This window comes from Kitasatospora griseola (genome assembly GCF_044999035.1).
GTDB lineage: Bacteria > Actinomycetota > Actinomycetes > Streptomycetales > Streptomycetaceae > Kitasatospora > Kitasatospora griseola.
Genome location: NZ_CP173360.1, coordinates 8,013,057 through 8,039,862, shown reverse-complemented (window position 1 = coordinate 8,039,862; position 26,806 = coordinate 8,013,057). Strand labels below are relative to the sequence as shown.

The following is a 26,806-nucleotide window of genomic DNA, read 5'->3' as shown; positions in this document are numbered from 1 at the left end:
AGGCCTCCCCGGAATGTTCGTTCCCGCGCCGCCGAGGAGGCCGTCCGCTGCTGACGACCGGTCAGCGGCGCGGATGGGTCTCGTACATGCGCACCGCCACGATGACACCGGCCACCGCGGTCAACGCGGCGACCGCCCAGATCGCGGTGGTCACGCCGTACGCGTCGGCGAGGATGCCGGCCATCAGCGCACCGACCGCGAAGCCGCCGTCGCGCCAGAGCCGGTAGACGCCGACGGCGCGCGCCCGCCACGCGGGGTGGGCGACGTCTCCGATGACGGCCAGCAGCGTCGGGTAGACCAGGGCCGTGCCCGCGCCCAGCAGGGCCTGGGCCGCGGCCCACATCGGGAAGCTGGTCCCGGCCGCGACCAGGCTGAGGGCGACGGCCTGCAGCAGCATGCCCGCGGTGATCAGGTGCTTGCGGCCGATCCGGTCGGACCACCAGCCGGTGAGCATCTGCCCCGCGCCCCACACCGCCGGGTAGAGCGCGGCCAGGATGCCGATCCGGCCGAGCTCCAGACCGTGCGCGGCGTACAGCAGCGGGAAGATGCCCCAGGCGAGCGCGTCGTTGAGGTTGTTGACCATGCCGGCCCAGCTGGCGCTGGACAGCGCCCGGTCGCCGAGGCTGGTGGTGCGGGCTATTCGGGCGGTGCTGAGCACCGCCGTCTGGTCACCGCCGGGGCACGCCTGGGTCGTGACCGCTGGCATGGCGGCGACCGGGGCCGGGTGGGCGGCGGCCTCTGCACGGGCGTACTCGCGGGTCTCCCGGACGGCGGCGACCGTCAGGCCCAGGCCGAGCGCGACGTAGGCCGCGCCGAGCAGGAAGGGCTGCGGGCGCAGGCCCCAGTGGGCGGCGATGGCGCCGGTGCCGGTCGCGGTCACGGCCACCGCGAGGTAGCCCGCCGCTTCATTGAGGCCCATCGCCAGGCCGCGCCGGGCCGGACCGACCAGGTCGATCTTCATGATCACGGTGGTGGACCAGGTGAGGCCCTGGTTGACGCCGAGCAGCACGTTCGCCGCGACGATCCACCCCCAGGTCGGACCCCAGGCCAGCATCGCCGGAATCGGCAGGGCGATCAGCCAGCCCGCGATCAACACCGGCCTGCGCCCGTACCGGTCGGAGAGCGTGCCGGCGAAGAAGTTGGTGACCGCCTTGGTCGCGCCGAACGCCAGGATGTACGTCAGCGCACCCGTGTAGGCGGACAGGTGGAAGACCTGATCCGCGAGCAGCGGCAGGACTGTCCGTTCCTGGCCGAGCATGCCACCGACCAGGGCGTTGACCGCCACCAGCAGGCCGAACTGTGCAATGTTGGCGCGCAGCCCGAGTCGGATCGGCCGGCCCCCGGGCTGGCCGGCCGGGGTGGTGCGCGCCGCGGCGTTCGGCGTGGTTGCCGGGGGCGGCAGTGGGGGCTGGGCCTGGACGGACATGGGGGACTCCCGGGTGGTACGTGGGACGTGGTGCGTGGAGCGGTGCTCCGCGGGCGTCGATCGAGCGGGGGCACATCGGCGATCATATTCCAATCTTTTATGGATTAGTGGATGCAGGGATGGTCGCCGGCCGTGCAGGCAGTCCCCGAACCGCCGGCAGGGCGAGCAGGACGAGGCCGGCCGGCAGTGCCAGAGCGGTCATGCCGAACAGCGCCCGGTGCACGCCGATCCCGTCGGAGAGCGGGCCTGCGAGCACCAGGCCGAGCGGCATCAGCGCCTCCGCGGTCAGCTGGTCGTAGGAGCTGACCCGGGACAGCATCTGCTCGGGTATGTGCACCTGGAGTGACGTCTCCCACAGCACGAAGAACAGGGAGACGCCGACTCCGGTGCACGCCTCCAGCAGAGCGATCACCACGACCGGAGCGCCGGATCCGATGATCAGCGCCTGACAGGAGGCAACCACCATCGCGACGGCCGCCACCGCCATCGGACGGGCCGGTTTGAGGCGGTAGGCACAGACGTCGCCGACGATCGCACCGAGGCCGAAGGCGGTGACCACCACGGCCCAGGCGCCGGCCCCGCCCCACTCGCGATCCGCCAGCACCGGACCGAGCACGAACACCGAGGGCAGCACCACCACGTGGTAGACCGCGATCACGAGCATGCTCGACCACACCCAGGACCGCTGGCGCACCTGCTGCCAGCCGACCCGGAGTTCGGCCAGGAACCCGAGGCGCTCGGCCCGCTCCGTGACGGCCCTCCCGCCCACCGTGCCGAGCCTCGCCAGCACTGCGGCGCTGGCGGCGAAGCTCGCTGCGTCCGCCAGCAGTGCGCCGCCGGGGCCGGCGACGGCAACCAGCGCACCGGCCAGCACCGGGCCGACCACCAGCCCCGCCGAGTGGACGAACCCGCGCAGCGCATTGGCCTCGCCCAGCCGTTCACTGGGCACCAGCAGCGGCAGCAGCCCCGTGGAGGCAGGCAGGAAGAAAGCGTCCGCCACGCCGAACACCACCATCAGCGCCGCCAGCACCCCGACCCGGGCCGTCCCGGTGAGCAGCAGCACCGCGACAGCCGTCTGGACCGCGCACCGCACCAGATCGGAGACCAGCATGATCCGCTGTCTCGGTATCCGGTCCGCCCACACGCCGCCGGCCAGTGTGAACACCAGCATCGGCAGCAAGCCCGCCGCCGCCACCAGGCCGACATCGGCAGCTGACCCGCCGATCGACAGCACTGCGAACGGCAGCGCCACGAACGACACCCTGTCCCCCAGTACGGACAGCGACTGAGCGACGAACAGACGGGCGAACTGGCGCTCCACCCGGAGCACTTCGGGAATCAGCGCAGCCACGGGCACCTCCACAGCGGGTCGGGGAACAGCGATCACCGTGATGGTAGGGAGCCCCCGAACGGGCTGTCGCGCGATTTATCCGCAAGGTCGGCAATGCTCTGGTTCACCTCAACTGCCCATGCTTCTCAGGCGAGTTGACGTTCAGTCAAATTCATGGGACCGGAGCCCGGACGCCCGCCTTCCCCTCCACCCGATTCCCAATCCCACCGATCGGTCAGACTTTCGCATCCGATCGCCCCACCCCCGACTGCCCGATCACCCACCCCCCGACCACCCACCCCCCGACCACCCGATCAGACCGCTCCCCCTCCTCCGAACTCCCGCCAACCGGTCGCCCACGCACGGCCGCCACGCCTCCCCGCCCGCGCCCGGGCGCTCCGCGTCCGAACCCGGCCAGACCTGCGTGACTCGCCCGTGATGCCGGCGCGATGAGCTTGTGATTGCTCCGTTCGAGTGAATAGGCTCGGTCCGGCCCGCACCGCCGGGCCCCGCACGCGGCAACGCCGAACCCTGCCCGCCGCGTTGCCGGGTCGATCACCACAACCCTGGGCGGGGACGGGGGAACCAGGTACGTCGCCGTCCCCCACGGCTAGGGGTGAAGTCGCCCGAACCGGCTCCGACCGGCAGACGGCGGCCGGGCCTCCCTCCGGGTCCGAACCCGACAGCTCACCTCGCAGGCGTGCGGAGAGGATCGAGCATGCTCTTCACGGGTTCCGGGCGTCACCGTAAGCAGAGCCAGGCGGAGAAAGCCGCCGAGCGGGCCATCGCCGCGGCCGGCGTCGTCGGTGTCGGCATCGCACTGCCACTGCTCACCGCGACGGGTGCACAGGCCGCGCCCAGCGCGGTCTGGGACCGGGTCGCCGACTGCGAGAGCGGCGGCAACTGGAGTCTCGACTCGGGCGACGGCATGTACGGCGGTCTCCAGATCACCGCCCAGCGCTGGGTCGACTACGGCGGCACCCAGTACGCCGAGCTGCCCAACGGCGCCACCCGCAGCCAGCAGATCGTGGTCGCCGAACGCATCCTGGCCACCGAGGGCCCGCAGCCGTGGGCCTCGTGCGCCGACTCGTCGGACCTGCGCGTGGCCAGCGCTCCCGGCGTGGTGGACACCAACGACTCGGCGGACGAGTCGGGTGCGCTGCGCGGTGCCCGCGGCGCGGCAGCTGCCAACACCGCCTCGGACGGCACCGTCGCCGCCCCGAACGCCGCCCCGGTCTTCTCCGGCCTGCCCGGCTACGACCCGGTGTCCCACGTGTACTGGTACCAGAAGAACGGCGGCTGGTTCTGGACCAGCCACCAGAGCCTGTACGAGCGCTACATGCAGCTGACGCACCCGCAGCCGCCGACCGCTGCACCGTCCCCGACCACCACCCCGGACGCGCAGGCCCCGACCGCTCCGGCCACCCCGGTCGTCCCGGCACCGCCGACCGACCCGAGCACCGCCCCGAGCCCGAACCCCACCCCGAACCCCACCACGCCCTCCGACGGCCAGAATGGCAACGGAAACGGGCACGGGAACGGGACGGAGAACGGCAACAGCAACAACGGCGCAGGCAACGGCCAGGGGCAGGGTCAGGACCAGGGCCAGGGCGAGACCGGAGGCGGAAACGGAACCGGCGGCAACCAGTCGCCCGCACCGACCACCTCGCCGACCGCTCCGAACACCGACCCGAGCCAGGCGGCCGGCGCGCTGCAGCCGAGCACGTCCACGTCGCCCACCAGCAGCCCGCCGGCCACCGACACCCCGGCGGCCGGCACCCCGGCCGCCCAGCCGTACACCGTCGGCCCGGGTGACACGCTGGCGAAGATCGCCCGCACCCACGAGCTGGACGGCGGCTGGACCGAGCTCTACAACGCCAACAAGCAGGTGCTGGGCGAGAACCCGGACCTGATCCAGCCGGGCCAGGTGCTGAACCTGGGCTGAGGACTGCCAGGCCGGGCCACCGTCGCTTCGGGGCGGCGGCCCGGCGCGGTGCAGGCCGCCGCGGTGCTCCCTCGACGGAGTTCCCGGCGAGGCCGTCGCCCCGTCCCCGGCGCTCTCCCACTCCCCGCTCAGGCGATCACTCCGGCGGCGCGCAGCAGCCAGCGGTTGGCGGCGCCGACCAGTCCGGCGCGGTCCAGAACCCCGATCACCTTCCGGGCCATCTCGATCTTGGTGCTGCGCCAGTGGGGGTTGGCCCGGGCGACGGCCTTGCCGACCTTCGGGTCGAGGCCGACGGCGGCGTAGACCCGGGGGTGGATCAGCGCGGTGGTGGCGAAGTAGATGACCACTCCGAGGAACAGCTGCTCCCACCGGCGCTGCAGGAACCCGAGCCGCTTGCGCACGAGTTCCTCGCGGGCGTAGCTGATGTGTCGGGCCTCCTCGATGACGTGGATCCGGGAGACCTGCCGGGTGAGCGGCTGGAGCGTGTCGTCGTTCATCATTTCGCGTTGGAACGCGTCCAGGATCTCTTCGACGTACATGGTGCCGCCGAAGGTCTGGCTGTGGGTGGAGATCGCCTTGAACAGCCGGCCGAGGTTGTGGGCGACGAATCCGGCGCCGTACGCGGGGGCGCCCATCTTTTCGATCATGCGGGCGAACATGATCGAGTGCCGGCATTCGTCGGCGATCTCGGTGAGCGCGTACTGGACGTGGTTGCTGGTGGGGTCCCGGTCGAAGGCGTGCCGCAGCAGCATCTGCATGAGGATCTCCTCGAACCAGATGCCGACGCTGGCGATCGAGGCGACCTCGTGCTTGGAGAGTTCGATGCGCTCGCCCTCGGTCATCCGCTCCCACAGGTCGGTGCCGTAGAGGGAGAGGTGGCGGGGCGGGCAGTAGTAGGCGCCGGGGACGGGGTCGGCGTCCCAGTCGACGTCCTTGAGCGGGTTGAACGAGAGCTTCGCGGAGGAGGCGAGCAGGCGTTCGGCGGTGCGTTCCCGGTCGGGGGCGGTGCGCTCGCGGTCGGGGGCGCCGGGGGTGACGGCGGGCTGGGGCGGCATGCCGGCTCCTTCGCGGTGGGGCGGAGTCGAGGGTGGGATGGTGCCACTGCCGCGAAGGTAGAAGTTATTAGACTGTCCGTCAATACACCGCGCACAAGGAGGCGCAGACCGTCGGCCCGAGGGTCTGTCAGCCTCGCCAGCCGACCGGATCCGCCCATGCCGCCAGCACCCGTCCGCTGACGAAGCGCCGCGGCGTGCCGTCCACGGGGTCGGTGAACTCCAGCGAGCGCGCCAGCAGTTGGAGCGGGCGCCGGTAGTCCTCCGAGTCCTGTTCGGGCAGCAGCGCGGGGTAGATCGGGTCGCCGAGGATCGGCAGGCCCAGCCCGTTCATGTGCACCCGCAGCTGGTGGGTCCGGCCGGTGCGCGGGGCGAGCCGGTAGCGGCCGAGGCCGTCGCGGGCCTCCAGCAGCTCGACCCGGCTCTCCGCGTTGGGCTCGCCCGGGACTTCGTAGGCGTCCAGTCGGCCGTGGTCCTTGACCAGCCGGTTGCGCACCGTGGTCGGCAGGGTCACCGCCGGGTCGTGCGCGGCTATCGCCTCGTACGTCTTGACGGCCTCCCGCCGTTCGAACAGTCCCTGGTAGGCGCCCCGGCGGGCGGGGTCGGCGACGAACAGCACCACGCCCGCGGTGAGGCGGTCCAGGCGGTGCGCGGGGCTGAGCCGGGGCAGGTCGAGGTCGCGGCGCAGCCTGGCGAGCGCGGTCTCGGTGGCGTGGCGGCCGCGCGGTGTGGTGGCCAGGTAGTGCGGCTTGTCCGCGACCACGATCCGCTCGTCGCGGTACAGCACCTCCACCGGGAACGGCACCACGGGTTCGGGCGGCCCGGGCTCCCGGTGGAACCAGACGTGGCCGCCGGGCCGGTAGGGCTCGCCGGCGGTGACCGGTCCGTCGGGGCCGACGAATTCTCCGGCGTCGAGCATCACCGCGATCCGCCCGGGGCCCGCGGCGGTGCCGTAGCGCTCCTCCAGGTAGGCCCGGACGGTCGGCCACGCACCGTCGAGCGGCAGGCGTACGTGGACGGGGTCGATGCCGCCGCGCTGGGGCAGCGGGCTCACGGGGGCGGGGGGCCTACGCGCCATCGGGCGCCGTCCGGGGGTCGGTCCGACGGGTGCACATCCGACCCACGATAGCGGGCGCACACCCGTCTGGGCGCGGGCGGCCCGGCGTGCGACGATGGCAGGGCGGTACCCGCCCCCGGAACGGCAGGTGGCCAGATGGACACCGACAAGCAGGGCAATCAGCGGACCCGCCCCACCTCTTCCTTCGCGGAGGGCGGCGCGCAACTGCCGGACGGCCTGCTGGCCATCCCGGTGGCGACGGCGCTGGTCGCGGCCGACGGCCGGATCCTGCACTGGAGTCCGGACGCGGAGACGCTGCTCGGCTTTCCCGCCGACCAGGCGGTGGGCGTGCGCGCCGCGGACCTGTTGGTGGGGGCGGACCGGCGCCCGGAGGTGCTGGAGCTGTTCTCCCGGATCCTCAGCGGGAAGCCGTTCTCGGGGGTCTTTCCGGTCCGACACCAGGACGGGCACCTGGTGCGGCTGGAGTTCCGGACCTATCCGATCGTCGGCCCGGACGGTGCCCCGATGGTGCTGGCGGTGGCCTCCGACGTCACTTCGGTGCGCAAGCTGGCCTCCGACCTGGCCATTCTGGACGGTTTCTTCACCCAGTCCCCCGTCGGCATGGCGGTGTTCGACACCGAATTGCGGTTCGTCCGGTTGAACGACGCGCTGGCCCGGTTCAACGGGGTGCCGCACCGGAAGAGCATCGGGCGGCGGCTGACCGAGGTGCTGCCGAGCATCGACGGGCAGCAGGTCGAGGCGATGATGGCCCGGGTGCTGGCCAGCGGCGAGTCCGTGCTGGACGCCCGCACGCACGGCTGGACGCCGGCCGACCCGGATCGCGAGCACGCCTGGTCGGTGGCGTGTTTCCGGCTGGACCAGCCGGACGGCAAGGTGCTCGGCGTCTGCGTGACGGTCGTGGACATCACCGACCGCTTCGAGGCGGAGATCGCCGCCGAGGCCGCCCAGCAGCGGCTGGCGCTGCTGAACGACGCGTCCGCCCGGATCGGCACCACCCTGGACCTGGCCACCACCGCTCGTGAGCTGGCCGAGACGGCGACGCCGCGGCTGGCCGACACCGTGGTGGTGGAGGTGCTGGAGTCCTTGATCCGCGGCGAGGCCGTCGGGCTGCCGGACCGGTCCGACGGGTCGGCGGTGCTGCGCCGGCTGGCGTTCCACACCGTGCCCGGCAGTGGGATGTGGTCGATCGGCCCGGTCGGTGTGGTCGGTGCGGTCGGTGCGGTGCAGCGCTATCACCCGGGCAGCCCGTTCGCGTGGGCACTGGCCCACGGCCGGTCGGTGCTGGTGCCGGACACCGACGACCCGGCCATGAAGTGGTTCGCCGACGATCCGACACGCACTGCCGCGATCCGGGAGCAGGGGGTGCGGTCGTTCATGGTGGTGCCGCTGATCGCTCGCGGTTCGGCGATCGGCACCGCGACGTTCCTGCGTTCGCACAGCGCGCCCCGGTACGACGAGTCGGACGTGGCGCTGGCGGCCGAGCTGTCGGGGCGGGCCGCGGTGTCGATCGACAACGCGCTGCTGTACACCCGGGAGCGGGACGCCGCCGAGCAGCGCCAGCGCGCGCTGGAGGCCGCCGAGACCGCCCAGCAGCGGCTGGCCCTGCTGAACGAGGCGTCCACCCGGATCGGCACCACGCTCGACCTGCATCTGACCGCGCAGGAGCTGGTGGACGTGGTGATCCCCCGGTTCGCGGACTTCGTCACGGTCGACATCCGCGAAGCCGTGATGGCGGACGAGGACCCGGAGCCGGTGCCCGAGTCGGGTTCGGTGCTGCTGCGGGCGGTGGCGGTCGGCGAGCGCACCGACGACGGCGAGGGCAGCCGCGCCAAGTTGGTGGGCGCGGCGGACGAGATCGGCGAGGCCTCGCATTCCGCGCACCTGTACGCGCACGCGATGCGCACCGGCCGGTCGGTCCTGGTCCCGCACGTGGACGAGTTCGCGCTGCGGCGGATCGTCACCTATCCGGAGCGGGTCCAGCCCAGTCTGGACGCGGGCCTGCACTCGTACCTGATGGTTCCGCTGCTGGCGCGCGGGCAGGTGCTGGGCGGGGTGGAGTTCGCGCGGATGGCCAATCCGGAGGCGTTCACGGCGGCGGACCTGGCGCTCGGCGAGGAGCTGGCGGCCCGGGCTGCGGTGTGCATCGACAACGCCCGGTTGTACCGGCGCGAGCGGGACACCGCGCTGACCCTGCAGCGCAGCCTGCTGCCGCAGGACGTGCACCGCACGCCGGGGTTGGAGATCGCGCACCGCTATCTGCCCTCGACGGTGGGCGACGAGATCGGCGGCGACTGGTTCGACGTGGTGCCGTTGACCGGCGGCCGGGTGGCGCTGATCGTCGGCGACGTGATGGGCCACGGCATCCGGGCCGCCGCGACCATGGGCCAGCTGCGGACGGTGGCGCGCACCCTGGTGACGCTGGACCTGGATCCGGCGCGGGTGCTGCGCCGGCTGGACGATGCGACGGCGCAGCTCGGCGAGGGCCAGTTCGCGACGTGCGTGTGCGCGGTGTTCGACCCGGTGGACGAGGAGTGCATCCTGGCGTCGGCGGGGCATCTGCCGCCGGTGGTGTCCGAGCACGACGGGCAGGCGAGGCTGGTGCAGCCGCCGCCGGGGGCGCCGTTGGGCGTGGGCGGGGTGCCGTTCGAGTCGATCCGGTTCCCGCTGCGCGAGGACGGGCTGCTGGTGCTGTACACGGACGGCTTGGTGGAGCGGCGCGGCCAGGACCTGGACGAGGGCCTGGAGTTGCTGCGTGAGACGGTGACGCACCGTCAGGGCACGCTGGAGCGGGGCTGCGACGTGGTGCTGGACGCGCTCGGGGCGACGATGGGACAGGACGACGTGGCGGTGATCATGGCGCATGCGGGCCCGGTCGGCGATGACCGGCTGGCGACGCTGCCGCTGTCCGGCGACCCGGCGCTGCTGCGGCACGCCCGGGACTTCACCCGCCGGACGCTGACGGGCTGGGGTCTGACCTCGCTGGTGGAGCCGGTGGTGCTGCTGACCGGGGAACTGCTGACCAACGCCCTGATGCACGCCGGTTCACCGCTGCAGCTACGCGTGTTCCGGGGGACGCTGCTGACGGTGGAGGTGTCGGACGCGGACAGCCGGGAGCCGCGGCTGCGGCCGTCGACTCCGCATGACGAGGGCGGCCGGGGCATGCAGCTGATCAACGAGTTGGCGCACCGCTGGGGCAGCCGGGCGACCCGGGACGGCAAGGTGGTCTGGTTCGAGATGGAACTCCCAGCCCGCTGATCCGATCGTCATACCGCACCCCCTCAACTCCCGTGCCCGACGCGCAAATCGACAGTGCCGGGACCAGGTAGGGCATCCGGCGGTACCTCGATCACCCGTCACGGCAGTCGCGTTGCCCCGGGCGGGTGACGACACGACCGAAGGCGCGCGTCGCGGGTCGGACCTCCCCCAGGATCGGTCGCGATCGGTCGTGTTCGGCGCCAACCATGGAGGAATTGATGCGTTCCAGCATTGCCAAGCTCACCACCGCCACCTTCCTCACCGGGCTCGCCCTGTTCGGCGCCGCGGGCACCGCAGCCGCGCACGAGCACGGGCACCACCACGAGCACCCGCACGGGGCGATCGCCTTCGGCGGCGACTCGGTGGCGATCGACGGCGACGCAGTGGCGGTCGAAGGCGACGCCTGGGCCGTGCACGGCAACGCGCTGGCCGTCGACGGCGACGCGGTCGCGCTGGACGGCAGCGCCGCCGCGCTCGGTGGCGACGCCTGGGCCACGGGCGGCGACGCGCTGGCTGTCGAGGGCGACGCCGGTTCCCGCGGCGGCAGCGCGCTCGCGGTCGACGGGGACGCCTTCTCCGCGGAGTGAACCGTGCCGGTTCCGCCCCATCGGGACGGGCCGACCAACGGCAGCACGGCCGGGCGGTGTCCTCGCGACCCGCCCGGCCGTCCTGTTCGACCCGGCGACGGCTAGAGCGGGGTGACGTAGGCGCCGGAGATGCCGCCGTCCACCAGGAAGGTGTTGGCGGTCATGAAGGAGGAGTCGTCGCTGGCCAGGAAGGCGACCGCGGCGGCGATCTCCTCGGGTTCGGCGAACCGGCCGAGCGGGATGTGCACCAGCCGGCGGGCGGCCCGTTCCGGGTCCTTGGCGAACAGCTCCTGCAGCAACGGGGTGTTGACCGGCCCGGGGCACAGGGCGTTGACCCGGATCCCCTCGCGGGCGAACTCGACGCCCAGCTCGCGGCTCATCGACAGCACGCCGCCCTTGGAGGCGCTGTAGGAGATCTGCGAGGTCGCCGCGCCCATCACCGCCACGAAGGACGCGGTGTTGATGATCGAGCCCTTGCCCTGCCGTCGCATGTGCCCGATCGCGTACTTGCAGCACAGGTAGACGGAGGTCAGGTTGACGTCCTGGACGCGCTTCCACGCCTCCAGCCCGGTGACCAGGATCGAGTCGTCGTCGGGTGGCGAGATGCCGGCGTTGTTGAACGCCACGTCCAGGCTGCCGTACCGCTCGACGGCGGTGTCGAACAGCCTGCGGACCTGCTCCTCGTCGCTCACGTCGGTGCGTACGAACAGGCCGTCGACCTCCTTGGCGGCCTTGGCGCCGGTCTCCTCGTCGATGTCGGCGCACACCACCTTCGCCCCCTCGGCGGCGAAGCGGCGCACGGTGGCCAGGCCGATGCCGCTGCCCGCGCCGGTGACGACGGCCACCCGGCCGGCGAGTCGATTGGTCATGGGGATCATTCCTCCGTCGCGATGAAGACGTTCTTGGTCTCGGTGAAGGCGTGCAGTGCGTCGGGGCCGAGTTCGCGGCCCAGACCGGACTGTTTGAAACCGCCGAACGGCGTCCAGTACCGCACCGAGGAGTGCGAGTTGACGGACAGGTTGCCCGCCTCGACGGCGCGGGCGACGCGCAGCGCCCGGCCCACGTCGCGGGTCCAGATCGAGCCGGACAGGCCGTACTCGGTGGCGTTGGCGATCCGCACCGCGTCGCTCTCGCCGCGGAACGGCACCACCGCGACCACCGGCCCGAACACCTCCTCGGTGAACGCCCGGTGCTCGGGCTCGATCGGCGCGAGCACCGTCGGCGGGTACCAGAACCCGGGGCCCTCGGGTGCGCTGCCGCAGAACGCCACCTCGGTGTCGCCGTCGACGTACGAGGCGACCCGCTGTCGGTGCGCGGCCGAGATCAGCGGGCCCATCTCGGTCTTCTCGTCGCCCGGGTCGCCGACCCGCACCGCGCGCACCGCGCTCTCCAGCCTGGCCATGAACGCCTCGTACACGCTCGCCTCGACCAGGATCCGGGAGCGGGCGCAGCAGTCCTGCCCGGCGTTGTCGAACACCGCGTACGGGGCGGTGGCCGCAGCCTTCTCCAGGTCGGCGTCGGCGAACACGATGTTCGCGCTCTTGCCGCCGAGTTCCAGCGTCACGGGTTTGACCTGGGCGGCGCAGCCGGCCATCACGGACTTTCCGACGGCGGTGGAGCCGGTGAACACCACCTTGCGGACGTCGGGGTGGGTGACGAAGCGCCCGCCGACCACGGGCCCGCGGCCGGGCAGGACCTGCAGCACCCCCTCCGGCAGCCCTGCGCGCAGGGCGAGTTCGGCGAGACGCAGCGCCGTCAGCGGGGTGAGTTCGGCGGGTTTGACGATCACCGTGTTGCCTGCGGCGAGGGCGGGTGCGAGCGCCCAGGCGGCGATCGGCAGCGGGAAGTTCCACGGGACGATCACGCCGACCACGCCGAGCGGTTCGTGGAAGGTGACGTCGAGGCCGCCTGCGACCGGGATCTGGCGGCCGAACAGCCGCTCGGGCGCGCCGGCGTAGTACTCGATGACGTCGCGCGCGTTCCCTGCCTCCCACCGCGCGTTGCCGATGGTGTGGCCCGCGTTCGCGACCTCCAGTGCGGCCAGGTGCTCGCGGTCGGCGTCCACTTCGGCGGCGAACCGGCGCAGCAGTCGGGCCCGGTCGCCCGGGCTGACGGCCCGCCAGCTCTCGAACGCGGCCTTGGCGCGGGCGATCGCGGCGTCGGTGGCCCCGGTGCCGGCCAGCTCGACGGTGGTGATCACTTCCTCGGTGGCGGGGTTGACCACCTGGTACGGATCGGGCTGGTCGGTCACGGCGCTCTCCTCTGCTGTGGGGTCCGCGTGGCGGTGCCCGCGCTGCGGAATCGGCGTGGGCGCCTGCCCTGCGCTGTTCGTGTCGCGGCGTCCGGTGGTGGCGCTGCCGGGGCGGCGCCGGGTGTCCGCGCTACAGCCGTTCGAAGCCGCGACGGCGCTCCCAGTCGGTGACCGCGGCGTCGTAGGCGGCGAGTTCCACCCGTCCCGCGTGGGCGTAGTGCCGGACCACGTCCTTGCCGAACGCCGCGGTGGCGACCTCGCTGCGGTCGAACCGCTCGATCGCCTCCCGCAGGGTGGCGGGCACTCTCGGGGCGTCCGAGGCGTAGGCGTTGCCGGTGAACTCCGGCTCCAGCGGCAGTTGGCGCTCCACGCCGTGCAGCCCGGCGGCGATCAGTGCGGCCACGGCCAGGTACGGGTTGACGTCCCCGCCGGGTACCCGGTTCTCGAACCGCAGCGACCCCCCGTGCCCGACCACGCGCAGCGCGCACGACCGGTTGTCGCGGCCCCAGGCGATCGCGGTCGGGGCGAAGCTGCCCGCCACGTAGCGCTTGTAGGAGTTGACGGTCGGGGCGAGCAGCAGCGCGAGTTCGCCGAGGCAGGCGAGTTGCCCCGCCAGGAAGTGCTCCATCGTCGGGGAGAGCCCGCCGGGCTGCCCGTTCTCGGTCTCCCCCGCTCCGCGCCGGGGGAACACCGGGCGGTCCTGCTGGTCGCGCAGACTCAGGTGGATGTGGCAGGAGTTGCCCTCCCGCTGGTCGTACTTGGCCATGAAGGTGAGGCTGACGCCCTCCTGCGCGGCGATCTCCTTCGCTCCGGTCTTGTACACGGCGTGGTCGTCGCAGCAGGTCAGCGCGTCGGTGTAGCGGAACACGATCTCGTGCTGTCCGAGGTTGCACTCGCCCTTCGCCGACTCCACCGCGAGCCCGGCGCCCGCCATCCCGGTGCGCAGCCTGCGCAGCAGCGGCTCGACCCGCCCGGTGCCGAGGATCGAATAGTCCACGTTGTACTGGTTGACGGGCGTGAGGCCCTGGTAGTGCTTCTCCCAGGCCTGCTCGTAGCTGTCGCGGAACACCATGAACTCCAGCTCGGTGCCCACGTAGGCCCGCCAGCCGTACCCCGCGAGCCGGTCCAGCTGACGGCGCAGCACCTGGCGGGGAGACACCGCGACGGGGCTGCCGTCCTGGTGGGCCAGGTCGCACTGCACCATCGCCGTGGCGGGGTGCCAGGGAACCATTCGCAGGGTCGTCAGGTCGGGACGGAACACCAGGTCGCCGTAGCCGGTCTCCCAGGAGGAGACCGTGTAGCCGTCCACGGTGTTCATCTCCACGTCCACCGCCAGCAGGTAGCCGCAGCCCTCGGCACCGCCGGCCAGCACCTCGTCCAGGAAGTACTGCGCCGCCAGCCGCTTGCCCTGCAGCCGCCCCTGCATGTCGGTGGCGGCCAGCACCACGGTCTCCACGGCGCCTTCGGCCACCAGGCTGCGCAGGCGCTCCACCGTGAGTCGCACGTCGGTCATCCGCCCCTCCACTTCCGCCGCCCGGGCGCGTCCCGGCAGCCCTGCGCGGCTGCCGGGACGCCGACCACCACGGCCCTGATGATCCCGCCCCGGACCTGCCCGCACCAGTGGCCGCGCGCGTGTCGCGGAAAACTGATTCATCGTCAGAACATCATCCTTCCAAGCAATATGACGCATCATCAGCTTTCCGATCGACCTCTCCACTCCCTCCCTCACCTCGGCCGCAACCCGGCACCAGCAGCCACGCGTCGGCAGTGTCGCGGCGTGGTCGACATCCGGCAGCGGACCGGAAATCGCTTGCGCCGGGCGGGGCCACCTGCTTCGGTGCCGCGTGCATGCTCATCACCCTGCCGTTCCTTCCCATTGGAGTTCACCACCCGTGACATTCCGTCTGACCGCCCTCACCGACGCCGTCCCGGCGGCGCTCTCCCGCCGACTCACCTGGCTGGCGTCCACGCCCGACGGCACTCCGCTCGGATCCGCCGTCCTTTCGCTGTTCACCTCGCCCGGCCAGGCCCATCTGTCCGCTCTGACGCTGAACGTCCACCCCGCCGAACGTCGGCGCGGTGTCGGCTCGGCGCTGCTGTCCGCGGCCGCTGCGGCGGCAGCCGAGGACGGCCGCGGATCGATGCTCGCCCAGGCGGTCGAGGACTCCCCGGGCGACGCTTTCCTCACCGCGCGGGGTTTCGAACGGGCGCTGATCCTCGACTACGCCCGGCTCGACCTGACCGGTCCCACCGCCCCGTCGGCCGCCGACGAGGCTCCGCTCCACCCCGGCTACCGGCTGATCTCCTGGGTCGGCAGCTGCCCGGACGAGTGGCTGGCCACCTTCACGGTGTCGCGCACCGCCATGGACGACATGCCGATGGGTGACGCCGTCTTCGGTCTGATCCTCTGGGACGAGGCCCGCGTCCTCGCCGTCGCGAAGGCAGTCGCCGACCGGGGTGAACTCCTGCACACCGTGGCCGTGGTGGAGGAGGCCACCGACACCGTCGTCGGCTTCACCGAGCTCGTCCTTCCGGCCGACCGCTCGGGCGACGCCCAGCACTACGGCACCGGCGTGCTGCCCGCCCACCGCCGCCGGGGTCTCGCCCGGGCCATGAAGGCCGAGACCATTCGCTGGGCCCGCGCCGAACAGCCCGGAATCACCGGTCTCCTCACCGACACCGCCGACCACAACGTCGGCATGATCACCGTGAACCGGGCCCTCGGCTACCGCACCACGCACCGCTCCATCGAGTTCCGCCTCCCGCTCCCGTCCTGACGTCCGGTCAACCCGGCTGCCGCACGGCGACCTCCGCCGTCTCCGCAGCCGCCCACCGGGTGCCGGCGGAGACGACCAGTGTCGACCCGGCGACGAAGGCCAGCACCGTCGGCCAGTCCGGCGATCCACCCCGGGCGAGACCCTGCACAGCCCACTGCGCCAGTGCCCAGACGGTGACGGCCAGACCGGCGACCAGGAGAAGGGGCCGCCAGGCCCCGCTGATCTCGGCTCGTGGTCGAGCCCTGCCGGCCAGGCGTATCAGCAGTCCGTCCACGGGCCGCAGGACCGCCAGCAGGAGGCAGAACAGTGCGGCCAGCACCAGGATCCAGGCGGGCCGCCAGGCCCACCAGGCTCCCGAGCCCACCGTCGGCTCGGGAGCCAGGTCGGTCAGGTAGAAGGCGGCGCCCGCAGCGAGGACCGGCACCATGTGCCACAGGTAGAGCGTCATGCTGATCCGGCCGAGAGAATCGACGAAACGCATTCGACTTGCCGACCGCAGCACCCGCTCCGCGAGCGGTGCCAGCAACAGGCACAGGCCGCACTGGGCGAACAGCCATGCCAGCATCGCCAACGAGGGCGGATCGGTGTTGGACACCTCCTCACCGGTGACCAGCACCAGGCTGACGGGGAACGGTCCGAACCTCACCAGCGCCGCGTAGCCCGCCGCGCCGCCCACAACCAGAACGGCCCCGAACCACGGGCGGGTCGTCGGCCCGCCGCCCTTCCAGGCGAAGCCGAGTTGATACGCGACCGCCCACACGAGCAGGTAGTTCAGCCGCCCCAGCTGCCCTGCCCAGTCCGTGCCTGCACCGAGAACCACCAGGTCGACGCCGACGGCCGCAACGGCCGTCATCGCCACGGAGCGAAGACCCCAGCGCCGGCACGCCACGTACAGCCACGGTGTCAGCGCACTGAGCGTCAAATAGACCGGCAGGAACCAGAACTGCATGGCCAGCGCCCAGCCGATCATCCCCAGCAGTGCCGGATCGGCGCCGAAGGCCGCGGCGATCAGCAGGCCGCCCAGCGCCGGCACCAGGTACGCGCCGGTGGGCAGCAGCAATCGCAGGGCCCGCCCACGGATCCAACCGGCGGCCGTGCCGCCCTCGGCGTGGCAGGCGCTCCAGGAGCCGGCTGCCGCGTAGCCACCGGCCAGGAAGAACACCGGCATGATCTGGAAGACCAGCGTCAGCCACTGGGTCCACGGCACGGCAGCCATCAACTCGGGTGCCGCCAACGCCCCGTCGGGCCCCCGTTCCAGTGCGGTGATCAGCCAGTGCCCGACCACCACCAGCACGATCGCCGTTGCCCGCAGCAGGTCGACGTACCCGCTGCGCACCGACGTTCCCTTCACGTCTCTCCCCCTCTCCCCGTTGTCGGTCATCATCTCCGTTCGCCGATCACACCCGCCCCGTCCGGCGCATTGCGGTTCAGCCACGAGCCTCACCGTCGGGCCGCCTCGGCCATCCCCGTCTGCGTCTCCGGTCCCGCGTCCGACCTGGGTGTCCGGTGCCGGTCGTTTCCCCAGGTCCCGACCAGGTCGGGGTCAAACCCTGGTCAAGGGTGCGGTGAGCGGGGTTGCCGTGGCCCTATCCTGGTCGGGTAAGGACAGACACCTCGTTCGGTGAGGCGTCTTCACGGACACAGGCCACTGATCCCACCCGTCGAGAGACGCTCCGGATCAGGACAGGTCTCCCCGGCCCAAGGGGTGACCCCAAGTGGCTTCCCCTGACCGGGGACACGCCGTGGAGTGCCAAAGCTCTGACGAGTAGGGGTGCGCCGGGCTCTCGTGGCCCGGTCGCCTGCCGCGCGCCCACGAGTGGAACTCGTCGGCCAAATCGGGAGGAGGCGAGAGATGGACTGCAGTAGTCCGGGGCACGATCAGCCCCTTCCCGATTCGTCCTCGCCGTTGTTCTGCGGTTCGAGGCAGTTCCTCCTTCACTGACTCCGTGATCTCGCTCGGCCAAGCGCCGTCGATCGCCCGACCTACCGTGGGTCCGGCTGTCGCTGCCCTACGGTCTGCCCGCCTCCACGGCCGCACCTGACAGCAGTCCGGCCCGGTGCGGTCCGGCGGGCATCGCGGTGCCCTGCCACGGCTTCCTTCCGTCATGCCATGGGCGATCGACGGCCCTTCGCCGTCGACGCCACGCGGTGGGACCGCCTGCGCCCGGGCCACCGGATCGGCCCTCGGGCCCGGCCCGGACCGTTTCCGCCGGGCCGGGTCGGTCTCGACCGGGTCGGCCGCTGCGCGCCTGGTCCTGCCGAAACCGGTCCGGGCCGTCGGAGCGAGCCGGTCGCGGAAGTCGGCCGGAGTCCACGAGGAGCTGCCTCCAACCGCCCGTCGGTCCCGCCTCGCCGGGACAGAGGGGTGTTCGCCATGGCCACCAACACACTCTTCAGTTCAACCACCTCCAGAATCCGCGACCGCCGGACCAACCTGGGCCACCGCACCATCGCCGGCCGTGCCGTGCGCTCCTCCCTCGTCTCGCTGGCAGGCCTGATCGGAGCACCTGTCACCAATCAGGCGGGTGCCGAGGTGGGCCGACTCGCCGACGTCGTCGCCCGGTTGTACGGCCCCGAGCCGTACCCGCCGATGACGGGTCTGATCCTGCGCATCGGACGTCGCCGGGCCTTCCTGCCGGCCGACGCGATCGGACGGCTCGCAGCCGGACAGGTCCGCCTGAGCGCCTCCCGGGTCGACCTGCGGGACTTCCAGCGCCGCCCCGGGGAGGTGCTGTTGGCCCGCGATGTGTTGGACCACCAACTCGTCGACGTGGACGGCGTCCAGGTGACTCGGGCCGCCGACCTGTACCTGGCCCCGCTGGTGGGTCGGGTCGTCCTGGTCGGAGTGGACGTCTCCCTGCCGACGCTGCTGCGCCGGCTCGGCCCCCGCCGCTGGCAGGCCCGGCCGACACCCGAGCGCGTCCTGGACTGGCAGTCCGTCGCTCCGTTCGGCGAGCAGGCCACCGACGGCCCGGCGGAAGTCCGGCTGCGGGCCTCGCGATCCGCGCTGCACCGACTCCGCCCGGCCGATCTGGCCGACATCCTGGAGGACCTCGGTCGCAGCGAACGCCACCAGCTCCTGGACTGGCTGGAGCCGGAACACGCCGCGGACGCCCTGGAGGAGATGGTGCCCGCCGAGCTCGAGAACCTGCTGCGCGAGGCCCACCCGGAGGACGCCGCACGGCTGGTCGACGCGATGGAGCCCGACGAGGCCGCCGACGCACTGCGCGATCTCGCGCCCAGCGAGCGGGAGACCCTGCTGGAGCGGATGCCCAGCGAGGAGGCCGCCGAGCTCCGAGGCCTCCTCTCCCACCGGGAGGGCACCGCCGGTGGAGCCATGACGACCCGTCTGGTCACCGTCCGGATGGAGCAGACCGTCTCCGAAGTCCGGGCCGAACTGGCCGCCCAGGCCGAGCATCGCGCCGAGATCGACGCCGTGGCGGTGCTCGACGCCGACGGACGGCTGATCGCCGACCTCCCGCTGTTCGAGCTGGCGGTGGCCGAGGACTCCACCCGGATCGCCGATCTGGCGGACTGGCTGGCCCAGTTCGGCCCGCCGGTGACGCTCACCCCGGACACCCGGCTCGCCGAGGCCGCCGACCGGCTGATGGCCGCCCGCAAGTCCTCCCTCGTGGTGGTCGGCGAGGACGGACGGCCGCTGGGCCGCATTCTCGCCGACGACATCATCGACGCCCTGCTGCCCGAACGCGGGCGCCTGCACCTCCGGAGGTTCCGCCAGTGAACGCCCACATCGACCCCATCGCCGCCGACGCCGTCGGCTCCGCCGCTCTGCAGGCCACTTCGGCCCCGGCCGGCCTCGCGCCGGCCGAAGCGGGCGTCACCACGGGACTCTCCGGGCCGACGGCCGCGCCGACACCGCCACCGGGTCGCCGGCGCGGGCTGCGCCGGCTCGCCGCTCTGGCGATGATCGCCGGGCCGGGCCTGGTCGCCGCAAACGCGGGCAACGACGCCGCGGGCATCGCCACCTACGCCTCGGCCGGATCCCAATTCACCTACGGCACGCTGTTCTTCATGGTGCTGGTCACCATCGCGCTGGTGATGGTCCAGGAGATGGCCGTCCGCCTCGGGGCGTACACCGGCAAAGGCCTCGGTGCCCTGATCCGCGAGCAGTTCAGCCTCCGGCTGACTGCCCTGGCGGTCGGTTGTCTCCTGTTGGCGAACACCGGACTGGTGGTCAGTGAGTTCGCCGGGATCGGCGCCGCCTTCGAGCTGCTCGGCGTGCCGAAGTGGGTGGTCGTCCCGCCGGCCGCCGCGTTGCTGTGGGCGCTGGTGCTGTTCGGCTCCTACCGCTGGGCCGAGCGGATCTTCCTGGTGATGTCGCTGGCGTTCTTCGCCTACCCGATCGCGATGATCCTCGGCCACCCGCACTGGGGCGAGGTCGGCAAGAACCTGGTCGTTCCGCATCTCCAGCCGTCCAGCGACTTCATCCTCCTCGCGGTGGCCCTGATCGGAACCACCGTCAGCCCGTACATGCAGTTCTATGCCGCGGCCGGAGTGGTGGACCGCGGAGCGAAGCCCGAGGACTACAAGCTGATCAGGGCGGACGCCGTTCTGGGGGCAGTGTTCGCCTGCATCATCAGCCTGACCATCATCGTGGCCACCGCCTCGGCGATCGGCGGGACCGGTCCGCTGCAGTCCGCGGCCGAGGCCGCCCGGGCGCTGGAGCCGGTGGCAGGCCCAGGCGCGGAACTCTTGTTCGCCTTCGGCCTGCTGGGCGCGTCCGCCCTGGCCGGCGCCGTGGTTCCGCTGTCCGCCAGCTACGCGATCGGCGAGGCCGCCGGAGTGGAGCGCTCGGTCTCCCGGCGGTTCCGCGACGCACCGTTGTTCCTCGGCGTGTTCACCGCACAGATCGCCCTCGGCGCCGTCGTGGCCCTGACGCCCGTGGACGTCATCCAGCTGCTGATCGGCACCCAGGTGCTCCAGGGACTGATCAGCCCGATCGTGCTGGTGTACCTGCTGGTGCTCACCAACCGCCGCTCGCTGCTCGGCGATGCCGCGAACAGCCGCCGGTACCGGATCGCCGCGACCACAGTGGTGGCCGGTGTGGCGCTGATGTCCACCGTCCTGCTGGTGCAGACCGTGCTCGGCTGGTTCGGCCTGGCCTGATCCTGCACCCCGCCCGCACCGCCGCAGCAATTGCCGGAGCACAGCGCGCCATCCGTTCGTCCTGCGCATGCATACCCTCCTCTGCCGGGGACGTCGGCCCGTGGCCGGCGTCCCGCGCCGAAATCCGGTTGTCCGCCCGGCGATCGCCCTGCGAGGCTTGGCGTCCATGTCCGCCAATGAAACGCCGACCGCCCTTGCCGCCTTCTTCACCGATGGCCGTCTGACGTCCATTCCGCGCAAGCCGGCCCGTCGCACCGCCCTGCTCGACCATCTCGCGCAGTCCCTGTTCGAGCCCGACCGTTCGTACAGTGAGCGCGAGGTCAATGAGGCGCTACTCACCGTCCATACCGACACCTCCATGCTTCGCCGCTATCTGATCGAGGCTCAGTTGCTGACCCGCACCCGCGACGGGTCCAGCTACCGCCGGGTCGGAGCTCCCGCCGGCCCGGATGCTCAGCCGCCCGCCGCGTAGCGCCAGAACTCCCGCATCAGCGGCGGCGGGGAGGGGTTGGTCATCGCCCGCTGGGTGAGCAGGATCGTCACCAGCCCGGTCATCGGAACCAGGTGGGCCGTCGTTCCGGTGCCGCCCACCCAGCCGTACCGGCCGGGCACGTTCCACGGCTCGCGCCGCTCCACGTCCACCGATCCGCCGTAGCCCCACCCCTGGCCCTCCAGGAACAGCTCGCTGTCCGCACGCTGCCGCTCCGTCAGGTAGTTGGTGGTCATCTGCCAGACCGCGCCCTCGGACAGGACGTGCCTCCCGTCCTTGGCCCGGCCGCCGGACACCAGCATCCGCTGGAACGCGAGGACGTCGTCCAGGCTCGACACCAGGCCACCGGCCCCCGACGGGAACGCCGGCCGTGTGCTCCACTGGCCGCCCGGCGGGTCCGTCACGGCCAGCGTCCCGTCCGGGTTCGGCCGGTACAGCGGACCGAGCCGGCCGGCCTCGCCCGATGGTGCGGAGAAGCCCGTGTCCACCATCCCCAGCGGTTCGAACAGCCGCTCTGCCAGCGCCTCGTCGAGCGGCTGTCCGGTCGCCCGCGACACCAGCACACCCTGGAGGTCCGAGCAGATGTTGTACAGCCACGCCGCGCCCGGCTGATGGAGCATCGGGATGTGGGCCAGCATCGCCAGCCACTCGTCCGGTGGCACCACCTTCTGGGGCTGGGGCGGACCCTGGAGCAGCTCGTCCGTCAACGGGGCCACCGCCGGCAGGGAGAAGTCCGCCGGAAAGCCGTACCCCGCCCGGGACTCGAGAAGATCCCGCACCGTGATCGGGCGCTCGGCCGGCACGGTGTCGGTGACCGGGGACTGCGGTGTTCGCACCACCTGCCGATCGGCGAGCTCCGGCAGCCAGTCCTCGACCGGGTCGTCCATACCGAAGACGCCGTCGTCGACCAGTTGCAGCACCGCGGCGGCCGTCATCGGCTTCCCGATCGACGCGATCCGGACCAGGGACTCCCTGCTCAGATCGCCCGCCGTCGCGACCTCCGTCGCCCCTCCGCGCTCCACCAGCGCCACAGCGCCCGCCACCGTGCCGTCCGCGACCCGGCGCTCCAGCATGCTCTGCAGTTCACGCATGGTGATCTCCTTCCAACTCCGGCGCGACCTCCGCGCCTTCTGTTTCCGTGTTGTCCGGAGTGTGCCCGGCCGCCGCGACGCCTTCTCAAGACATTCGGCTATCCGTTCCTCACCGATCAGTTGATGGCCCATCAGCCGATCGGTTGACCCCGACATCCACCAACAGGAGATTTCCGCTTTCGCGAGCATCGATGCCGATTACGTCGCCCGATCACCCGGGTATGTTGGCGAACACCACATTGATCGCACACGTCCCGGGAGGCAGTGGTGTCCCAGCTCGTCCTGATGATGTCCGTGTCACTCGACGGCTGTTTCGAGGGCCCGGGCGGCGATCTCGGCTGGCAGTTGGTCGACGACCAGTTGCACGAGCACTTCAATCACCGGCTGGCAGCAATGAGCGGCTTCCTCGACGGCCGCGTCACCTACCAGTTGATGGCGGACTACTGGCCGACCGCCGACCAGGATCCGGCCGCCACCCCGCCCATGGTCGAGTTCTCCCGCATCTGGCGTGACATGCCGAAGACCGTCTTCTCCCGCACGCTCACCCACGCCGACTGGAACACCACGATCGCCCGCACCGTCGACCCTCAGGCGATCACCGCCCTCAAAGCCGCCTCCGCATCCGACCTCGCGGTCGGCGGCGCCGTCCTCGCCGCCGAGATGCGGCGGCTCGACCTGATCGACGAATACAGCCTGTACGTCCACCCGGTGGTCCTGGGTCGCGGCCGACCACTGTTCCCGCCGTCCGACACCCGAACCGACCTGGTCCTCGCCGAAAGCCACACCTTCGACAGCGGTGTCACCATGCTCAAATACCGGCGCCACTGACACGCGGCGCTCCACGACCAGGTGCCTGTTCCGGAAACGGGGCACGCCGACCCCGCCCGCCCGGTGGAGGTCCGGGCCGGGCGGGCGGGGCCGACGGCGGGTGCTCAGCCTTCGATACGGTGCTGGCTCCAGAAGGACGTCAGGTCCACGGTCGTCGCGGCCTGCGCGGCGGCCTTGAACTCGGCGGTGGTGGACACCCCGTACCAGTGTGCTGCCGCGTAGTCGTGCAGCAGCGTGGTCATCGCGGTGTCACCGATGGTGCGACGCAGGTCGTGCAGGGCGCACTTGCCGTAGCCGTAGATGACCGTCGAGTACCGGGAGGAGTTGGCGTCCCAGTAGGCCATCGAGTTGGTGATCTTCTCGGCGGAGGACGCCCAGGAGACGCTGCTCCAGCAGTTGGTGCCGGAGCTTCCGAGGGCGAGGTCGGTGGCGTAGTCGGTGAACGCCTCGTCCAGCCAGGGGCTGTTGTACTCGTCGTCGCCGACGATGCCGTACCACCACTGGTGGCCGATCTCGTGGGTGAGGGCGGTGGTGGAGACCAGGTCGAGCACGAAGCCGGGGTACTCCATGCCGCCGAACCAGAAGTTGTTGTCGATCACCGCGTCCAGTTCGCCGTAGGGGTAGGCGCCGAAGCGTGCGGCGTGCGAGTCGACGGCGGACTTGGCGGTGGTCAGCATGGACTGCGCACTGGAGGAGCTGATGCCGCTGACGGAGTACACGTTGACGGCGACGCCGCCCGGCGAGGTGCCGGAGATCTTGGTGAACGGACCGGCCGCCCAGGCGAATTCGCGGACGTTCTTGGCAGTGGCGGTGGTGACGGTCCGTCCGCTGCTGCCGGGGGTGTCCACCGAGGTGCCGGTCGCGGGCACGAGCAGGCTGCTCGGGTGGTCGAGGGCGACCGTGTAGTCCGACGCCAGCGTGTAGAACGACTCGCCGTTGTTGGTGTACGGGTCGAGGTGCCAGCCGGCCGCGTCACGGACGGCGAGCACGGGCAGGGCGTTGCCGATGAAGTTGAACGATCCGTCGCGTCCGAACCGGTCCGCGCCGGAGGGGACGGCGATGGACAGGTCGAAGCCGACGCTGCCGCTTGCACCCTGGGCTAGCGGCGCGGGCAGGGTGACCTTGAGCGCGGTGCAGCCGACGGTGAGCGCAGCGGCGGTGCCGCCGGTCAGGTTGCTGACGGTGATCGGCGTCGTGGGGCAGCTGCCGTGGTAGTTGTCCCACAGCCGCAGGTACACCTCGGTCAGCGGGGTTGCTGAGGGGTTGGTGAAGCCGATGCTCTGATGACCGGACCAGTTGGCGCCACTGGCGTCACTGGTCAGGTTGACGGTGTACCCGGTGGGCGCGGGAGTGCGGGTGGCGTCAGTGGGCGGCGGAGTGGTGCCGCCGCCCGAGACGTCGAGCGCCACGTCGTCCAGTACGAAGCTGGTCTGCAGTCCGGAGTCCTCGACGCCGCTGAACGAGATGCTGACGGTCTGCCCGGCGTAGGTGGACACGTCAAAGGTCTTCTTCGCATAGCCGGCCGCCGCATCCAGGTTGGAGTAGGTGGCGAGCGTGGTGGTACCGATCTTGGCAGTGAGTTTGTCGTACGCCGTGGTCTTGCTGGTCTCGGCCGTGTCCACGTGCAGCCAGAAGCTGAGGCTGGCACTGGTGCAGCCTGCGGGCAGGGTGACGGTCTGGGCCAGCGAGTCGGTGTGGGCCGACCCGTAGCCGTTCAGCCAGGCGAAGAACGTTCCGCCGTGGGCGCTCTGGCCTCCCCCGCTGGTGACCACGCCGCTGGACGAAGTCCACGGCGTGGTGCCGGACTCGAATCCGCCGTTCGCCACCACCTGGGTCGCTGTGCAACTCGCGGCCGCCGTACCACCGTTGCCCTGTGAGGCCTGGGCGGTGGCGGCGGTCAGGGTCGCGGTGCCGGCGGCAACGAGCACGGTGGTGCTCAGCAGCGCGGCGGCGCGGGTGGCGAGGACGCGGAGTCTGTCGCTCATCGGTGCTCCTCTCGGTCGCCAGGGTCTGTGGGGGCCCTGGGCCGAGGGGCAGATTGCCAGCAAACTCTCAGAATTGATAGGTGCATGCCATAGATCGTTACGGCGCCCCACCCGCCATCAACCTCCGTGGAATGCTCCTCAATTGGGCAAAATCCCACCGAAGCGCCAAGGGTCGGCGCCCCGAAAAGGGTAGGAAACCGACTGCGCCCGCGCGGGCGCCGGGGACTCCTGCCGCGGGCGCCGCGCGGGGCCGGGCCGAGTTCGTCGATCGCTTCGGTGACGCGGGCGACGGGCCCTCCGGGAACAGTGTCGCCCGGGAAGCGCAGTTCGGCGGCGCAGGAGAGGACTTCCGGCGGCGCGGGGCGTTGCGGGTGTGGTGCGGCGCGTCGGCGTGCCTCGGGGGCGGAAGGCGGTGCCACGTCCGGTCTCCGGGCGGTCGAGGCCCTGCCCCCGACCCTGTGCCGTTGGCGGCGCACCCGCTCGGGGGGCGGTTTTCGGCCTTCCGGGTGACAGTGGAAGACGGTCGCCACGGGTTGGGTACCTGTGGGGTCGGGACCGAGCGGCCTGAGGGCGGCGGATGGGAGCGGGTTTGTGAACACCTGGGCAACCTGGACCACGCAGGGCATTCTGTCCGGCCACGGTGGAGTGAAGACCGTGGAGATCGGCGTCATCACCGGCGATCTCACGGTGCACACCATGTGGATCGAGGGCGAGGCGCGACTGACGGTGCAGTACAGCGGGGCACTCGACTGGTTCACCGTGGAGGGCAGCCCGGTGACTGCGGCCGACGAGGCGGCGGCTCGCGAGGTGCATCAGCACATGGTGGAGGCAGTGAAGACGGGCGGCGGCGCGACCGCCCCGCAGTCCTGACTCGTTCGAACCCGGGTCGCGGCACACAGCCGACTGCGCGACCCGGGTTCCGGGCTGTCCGGTTCTTCCCGTTCGGCTTCGCCCTGCCCGACCCCGCACGCAGCTGCGCAGACCCTGCACGCGGCTGCACACGGTCACGCGCAGCTACGGGCTGCCACGGTCACCCGGCCCGTCGCGACGCGGACGCCCGAACACACCGGCGCACCGGCACACGGGGTGCCGGTGCGCCGATCGGTGATCACGGTGTGTCGCGACGGCGCGCGGATTCGACGGCTTCGGCGGCGGTGGAGCCGCGGTGGATCAGCTGCTGCCCAAGAGCGGCCAGGGCACGGCCGACGGCGAGTTCGTCGCCGATCGCCGGGTCGGCGGGGTCCTGGGCGCTGCGGTGGGCCTCGGCGTCGACCTCGATCAGGTTGACACCGGTGTCGAGGACGGCGTGCGCCTGGGTGAGGTCGCCGACCTCGACCAGCCGCAGGCGTACGGACCAGTCGGTGGTGTGCGGTTCAGGCACCGCGGCTCGGGCGCTCACCGCTGCTCCTCCTGCTGAGGCGGCTCGGCGAGCCGCTCGCCCTCCGCCGGCGGTTCCTCCCAGGCACGCATGTTCTGGTCGGAGGTGATGCCTTCCAGGGGGTCTGCGGCGCGGATGTCGTCCTCGTCGCGCTGCGCCTTGTCGTTGAGCCTGTCGTTCATCTCGGACATCCTGGGCTCCTCGCT

21 protein-coding genes and 2 riboswitches are annotated in these 26,806 nt (G+C 71.7%); of the genes, 9 read left to right on the top strand and 12 right to left on the bottom strand.

The window, feature by feature from the left end; translation table 11 throughout:
• Positions 1-61: 61 nt before the first annotated feature.
• Positions 62-1,426, bottom strand: coding sequence for an MFS transporter (locus ACI1MP_RS35745; RefSeq protein ID WP_404870561.1), 1,365 nt, complete (start codon positions 1,424-1,426; stop codon positions 62-64).
• Between the two features lie 97 nt (positions 1,427-1,523).
• Positions 1,524-2,777, bottom strand: coding sequence for an MFS transporter (locus tag ACI1MP_RS35740; RefSeq protein WP_404870560.1), 1,254 nt, complete (start codon positions 2,775-2,777; stop codon positions 1,524-1,526).
• Positions 2,778-3,302: 525 nt separating this feature from the next.
• A riboswitch (cyclic di-AMP (ydaO/yuaA leader) is annotated at positions 3,303-3,471 on the top strand.
• Between the two features lie 3 nt (positions 3,472-3,474).
• Between ACI1MP_RS35740 and ACI1MP_RS35735 the strand changes: the two genes are divergently transcribed.
• A complete protein-coding gene (locus ACI1MP_RS35735) occupies positions 3,475-4,701 on the top strand; it encodes a transglycosylase family protein (protein ID WP_404870559.1) in 1,227 nt (408 codons plus the stop codon).
• A gap of 128 nt (positions 4,702-4,829) precedes the next feature.
• Here ACI1MP_RS35735 and ACI1MP_RS35730 read toward each other — a convergent pair whose 3' ends face one another.
• Both ACI1MP_RS35730 and ACI1MP_RS35725 read right to left on the bottom strand, forming a co-directional pair.
• Positions 4,830-5,756: a diiron oxygenase gene (locus ACI1MP_RS35730; protein WP_404870558.1), complete on the bottom strand. Its 927-nt coding sequence runs from the start codon at positions 5,754-5,756 to the stop codon at positions 4,830-4,832.
• Between the two features lie 127 nt (positions 5,757-5,883).
• Positions 5,884-6,831, bottom strand: a complete 948-nt coding sequence (locus tag ACI1MP_RS35725; RefSeq protein WP_404870557.1) for a pseudouridine synthase — start codon at positions 6,829-6,831, stop codon at positions 5,884-5,886.
• 135 nt (positions 6,832-6,966) lie between these two features.
• Between ACI1MP_RS35725 and ACI1MP_RS35720 the strand changes: the two genes are divergently transcribed.
• Entirely contained in the window at positions 6,967-10,086 is a 3,120-nt protein-coding gene (locus ACI1MP_RS35720; RefSeq protein ID WP_404870556.1) for a SpoIIE family protein phosphatase, read from the top strand.
• 218 nt (positions 10,087-10,304) lie between these two features.
• Positions 10,305-10,673 (top strand): hypothetical protein, encoded by a 369-nt coding sequence (locus tag ACI1MP_RS35715; protein WP_404870555.1) that lies wholly within the window; start codon positions 10,305-10,307, stop codon positions 10,671-10,673.
• A 101-nt stretch (positions 10,674-10,774) separates the two neighbouring features.
• Here ACI1MP_RS35715 and ACI1MP_RS35710 read toward each other — a convergent pair whose 3' ends face one another.
• The 3 genes from ACI1MP_RS35710 to ACI1MP_RS35700 all read right to left on the bottom strand — a co-directional run bounded on the left by ACI1MP_RS35710 (position 10,775) and on the right by ACI1MP_RS35700 (position 14,437).
• Positions 10,775-11,551 (bottom strand): 3-oxoacyl-ACP reductase, encoded by a 777-nt coding sequence (locus ACI1MP_RS35710; RefSeq protein WP_404870554.1) that lies wholly within the window; start codon positions 11,549-11,551, stop codon positions 10,775-10,777.
• Positions 11,548-12,924, bottom strand: coding sequence for an aldehyde dehydrogenase family protein (locus ACI1MP_RS35705; protein ID WP_404870553.1), 1,377 nt, complete (start codon positions 12,922-12,924; stop codon positions 11,548-11,550). The genes ACI1MP_RS35710 and ACI1MP_RS35705 overlap by 4 nt, the downstream gene beginning before the upstream one ends.
• A gap of 130 nt (positions 12,925-13,054) precedes the next feature.
• Positions 13,055-14,437, bottom strand: coding sequence for a glutamine synthetase family protein (locus ACI1MP_RS35700; RefSeq protein WP_404870552.1), 1,383 nt, complete (start codon positions 14,435-14,437; stop codon positions 13,055-13,057).
• A 379-nt stretch (positions 14,438-14,816) separates the two neighbouring features.
• On the opposite strand from ACI1MP_RS35700, the gene ACI1MP_RS35695 reads away from it, so the two are divergent.
• Positions 14,817-15,701, top strand: a complete 885-nt coding sequence (locus tag ACI1MP_RS35695; protein WP_380338355.1) for a GNAT family N-acetyltransferase — start codon at positions 14,817-14,819, stop codon at positions 15,699-15,701.
• A gap of 7 nt (positions 15,702-15,708) precedes the next feature.
• Here ACI1MP_RS35695 and ACI1MP_RS35690 read toward each other — a convergent pair whose 3' ends face one another.
• Positions 15,709-17,052, bottom strand: coding sequence for an acyltransferase (locus ACI1MP_RS35690; protein WP_404870551.1), 1,344 nt, complete (start codon positions 17,050-17,052; stop codon positions 15,709-15,711).
• 255 nt (positions 17,053-17,307) lie between these two features.
• A riboswitch (M-box (ykoK) riboswitch) is annotated at positions 17,308-17,479 on the top strand.
• A 596-nt stretch (positions 17,480-18,075) separates the two neighbouring features.
• Here ACI1MP_RS35690 and ACI1MP_RS35685 point away from each other — a divergent pair.
• The 3 genes from ACI1MP_RS35685 to ACI1MP_RS35675 all read left to right on the top strand — a co-directional run bounded on the left by ACI1MP_RS35685 (position 18,076) and on the right by ACI1MP_RS35675 (position 21,300).
• Positions 18,076-19,443, top strand: a complete 1,368-nt coding sequence (locus ACI1MP_RS35685) for a magnesium transporter MgtE N-terminal domain-containing protein (RefSeq protein ID WP_380338349.1) — start codon at positions 18,076-18,078, stop codon at positions 19,441-19,443.
• Positions 19,440-20,828, top strand: coding sequence for an NRAMP family divalent metal transporter (locus tag ACI1MP_RS35680; RefSeq protein WP_404870550.1), 1,389 nt, complete (start codon positions 19,440-19,442; stop codon positions 20,826-20,828). Before ACI1MP_RS35685 ends, ACI1MP_RS35680 begins: the two co-directional genes overlap by 4 nt.
• Before the next feature lie 166 nt (positions 20,829-20,994).
• Entirely contained in the window at positions 20,995-21,300 is a 306-nt protein-coding gene (locus ACI1MP_RS35675) for a DUF2087 domain-containing protein (RefSeq protein ID WP_404870549.1), read from the top strand.
• Here ACI1MP_RS35675 and ACI1MP_RS35670 read toward each other — a convergent pair.
• Positions 21,282-22,409: a serine hydrolase domain-containing protein gene (locus ACI1MP_RS35670; RefSeq protein ID WP_404870548.1), complete on the bottom strand. Its 1,128-nt coding sequence runs from the start codon at positions 22,407-22,409 to the stop codon at positions 21,282-21,284. The genes ACI1MP_RS35675 and ACI1MP_RS35670 overlap by 19 nt on opposite strands.
• A 267-nt stretch (positions 22,410-22,676) precedes the next feature.
• On the opposite strand from ACI1MP_RS35670, the gene ACI1MP_RS35665 reads away from it, so the two are divergent.
• Entirely contained in the window at positions 22,677-23,237 is a 561-nt protein-coding gene (locus tag ACI1MP_RS35665) for a dihydrofolate reductase family protein (protein WP_404870547.1), read from the top strand.
• Positions 23,238-23,341: 104 nt separating this feature from the next.
• Here the strand turns inward: ACI1MP_RS35665 and ACI1MP_RS35660 are convergent, their stop codons facing one another.
• On the bottom strand, positions 23,342-25,222 hold the full coding sequence (locus tag ACI1MP_RS35660) for a M1 family aminopeptidase (protein WP_404870546.1): 1,881 nt from the start codon (positions 25,220-25,222) through the stop codon (positions 23,342-23,344).
• Positions 25,223-25,813: 591 nt separating this feature from the next.
• Between ACI1MP_RS35660 and ACI1MP_RS35655 the strand changes: the two genes are divergently transcribed.
• A complete protein-coding gene (locus tag ACI1MP_RS35655; protein ID WP_100589889.1) occupies positions 25,814-26,092 on the top strand; it encodes a hypothetical protein in 279 nt (92 codons plus the stop codon).
• Between the two features lie 238 nt (positions 26,093-26,330).
• Here ACI1MP_RS35655 and ACI1MP_RS35650 read toward each other — a convergent pair whose 3' ends face one another.
• A complete protein-coding gene (locus ACI1MP_RS35650) occupies positions 26,331-26,621 on the bottom strand; it encodes a dsRBD fold-containing protein (RefSeq protein WP_229847972.1) in 291 nt (96 codons plus the stop codon).
• Positions 26,618-26,791, bottom strand: a complete 174-nt coding sequence (locus tag ACI1MP_RS35645; RefSeq protein ID WP_232734355.1) for a hypothetical protein — start codon at positions 26,789-26,791, stop codon at positions 26,618-26,620. The genes ACI1MP_RS35650 and ACI1MP_RS35645 overlap by 4 nt, the downstream gene beginning before the upstream one ends.
• Positions 26,792-26,806 lie beyond the last annotated feature (15 nt).

Excerpts from the sequence above, each read along its gene's own strand:
- ACI1MP_RS35745 (WP_404870561.1), bottom strand. The coding sequence starts at position 1,426 with ATGTCCGTCCAGGCCCAGCCCCCACTGCCGCCCCCGGCAACCACGCCG.
- ACI1MP_RS35735 (WP_404870559.1), top strand. The coding sequence starts at position 3,475 with ATGCTCTTCACGGGTTCCGGGCGTCACCGTAAGCAGAGCCAGGCGGAG.
- ACI1MP_RS35730 (WP_404870558.1), bottom strand. The coding sequence starts at position 5,756 with ATGCCGCCCCAGCCCGCCGTCACCCCCGGCGCCCCCGACCGCGAGCGC.
- ACI1MP_RS35725 (WP_404870557.1), bottom strand. The coding sequence starts at position 6,831 with ATGGCGCGTAGGCCCCCCGCCCCCGTGAGCCCGCTGCCCCAGCGCGGC.
- ACI1MP_RS35720 (WP_404870556.1), top strand. The coding sequence starts at position 6,967 with ATGGACACCGACAAGCAGGGCAATCAGCGGACCCGCCCCACCTCTTCC.
- ACI1MP_RS35715 (WP_404870555.1), top strand. The coding sequence starts at position 10,305 with ATGCGTTCCAGCATTGCCAAGCTCACCACCGCCACCTTCCTCACCGGG.
- ACI1MP_RS35710 (WP_404870554.1), bottom strand. The coding sequence starts at position 11,551 with ATGATCCCCATGACCAATCGACTCGCCGGCCGGGTGGCCGTCGTCACC.
- ACI1MP_RS35700 (WP_404870552.1), bottom strand. The coding sequence starts at position 14,437 with ATGACCGACGTGCGACTCACGGTGGAGCGCCTGCGCAGCCTGGTGGCC.
- ACI1MP_RS35685 (WP_380338349.1), top strand. The coding sequence starts at position 18,076 with ATGGCCACCAACACACTCTTCAGTTCAACCACCTCCAGAATCCGCGAC.
- ACI1MP_RS35675 (WP_404870549.1), top strand. The coding sequence starts at position 20,995 with ATGTCCGCCAATGAAACGCCGACCGCCCTTGCCGCCTTCTTCACCGAT.
- ACI1MP_RS35670 (WP_404870548.1), bottom strand. The coding sequence starts at position 22,409 with ATGCGTGAACTGCAGAGCATGCTGGAGCGCCGGGTCGCGGACGGCACG.
- ACI1MP_RS35660 (WP_404870546.1), bottom strand. The coding sequence starts at position 25,222 with ATGAGCGACAGACTCCGCGTCCTCGCCACCCGCGCCGCCGCGCTGCTG.
- ACI1MP_RS35645 (WP_232734355.1), bottom strand. The coding sequence starts at position 26,791 with ATGTCCGAGATGAACGACAGGCTCAACGACAAGGCGCAGCGCGACGAG.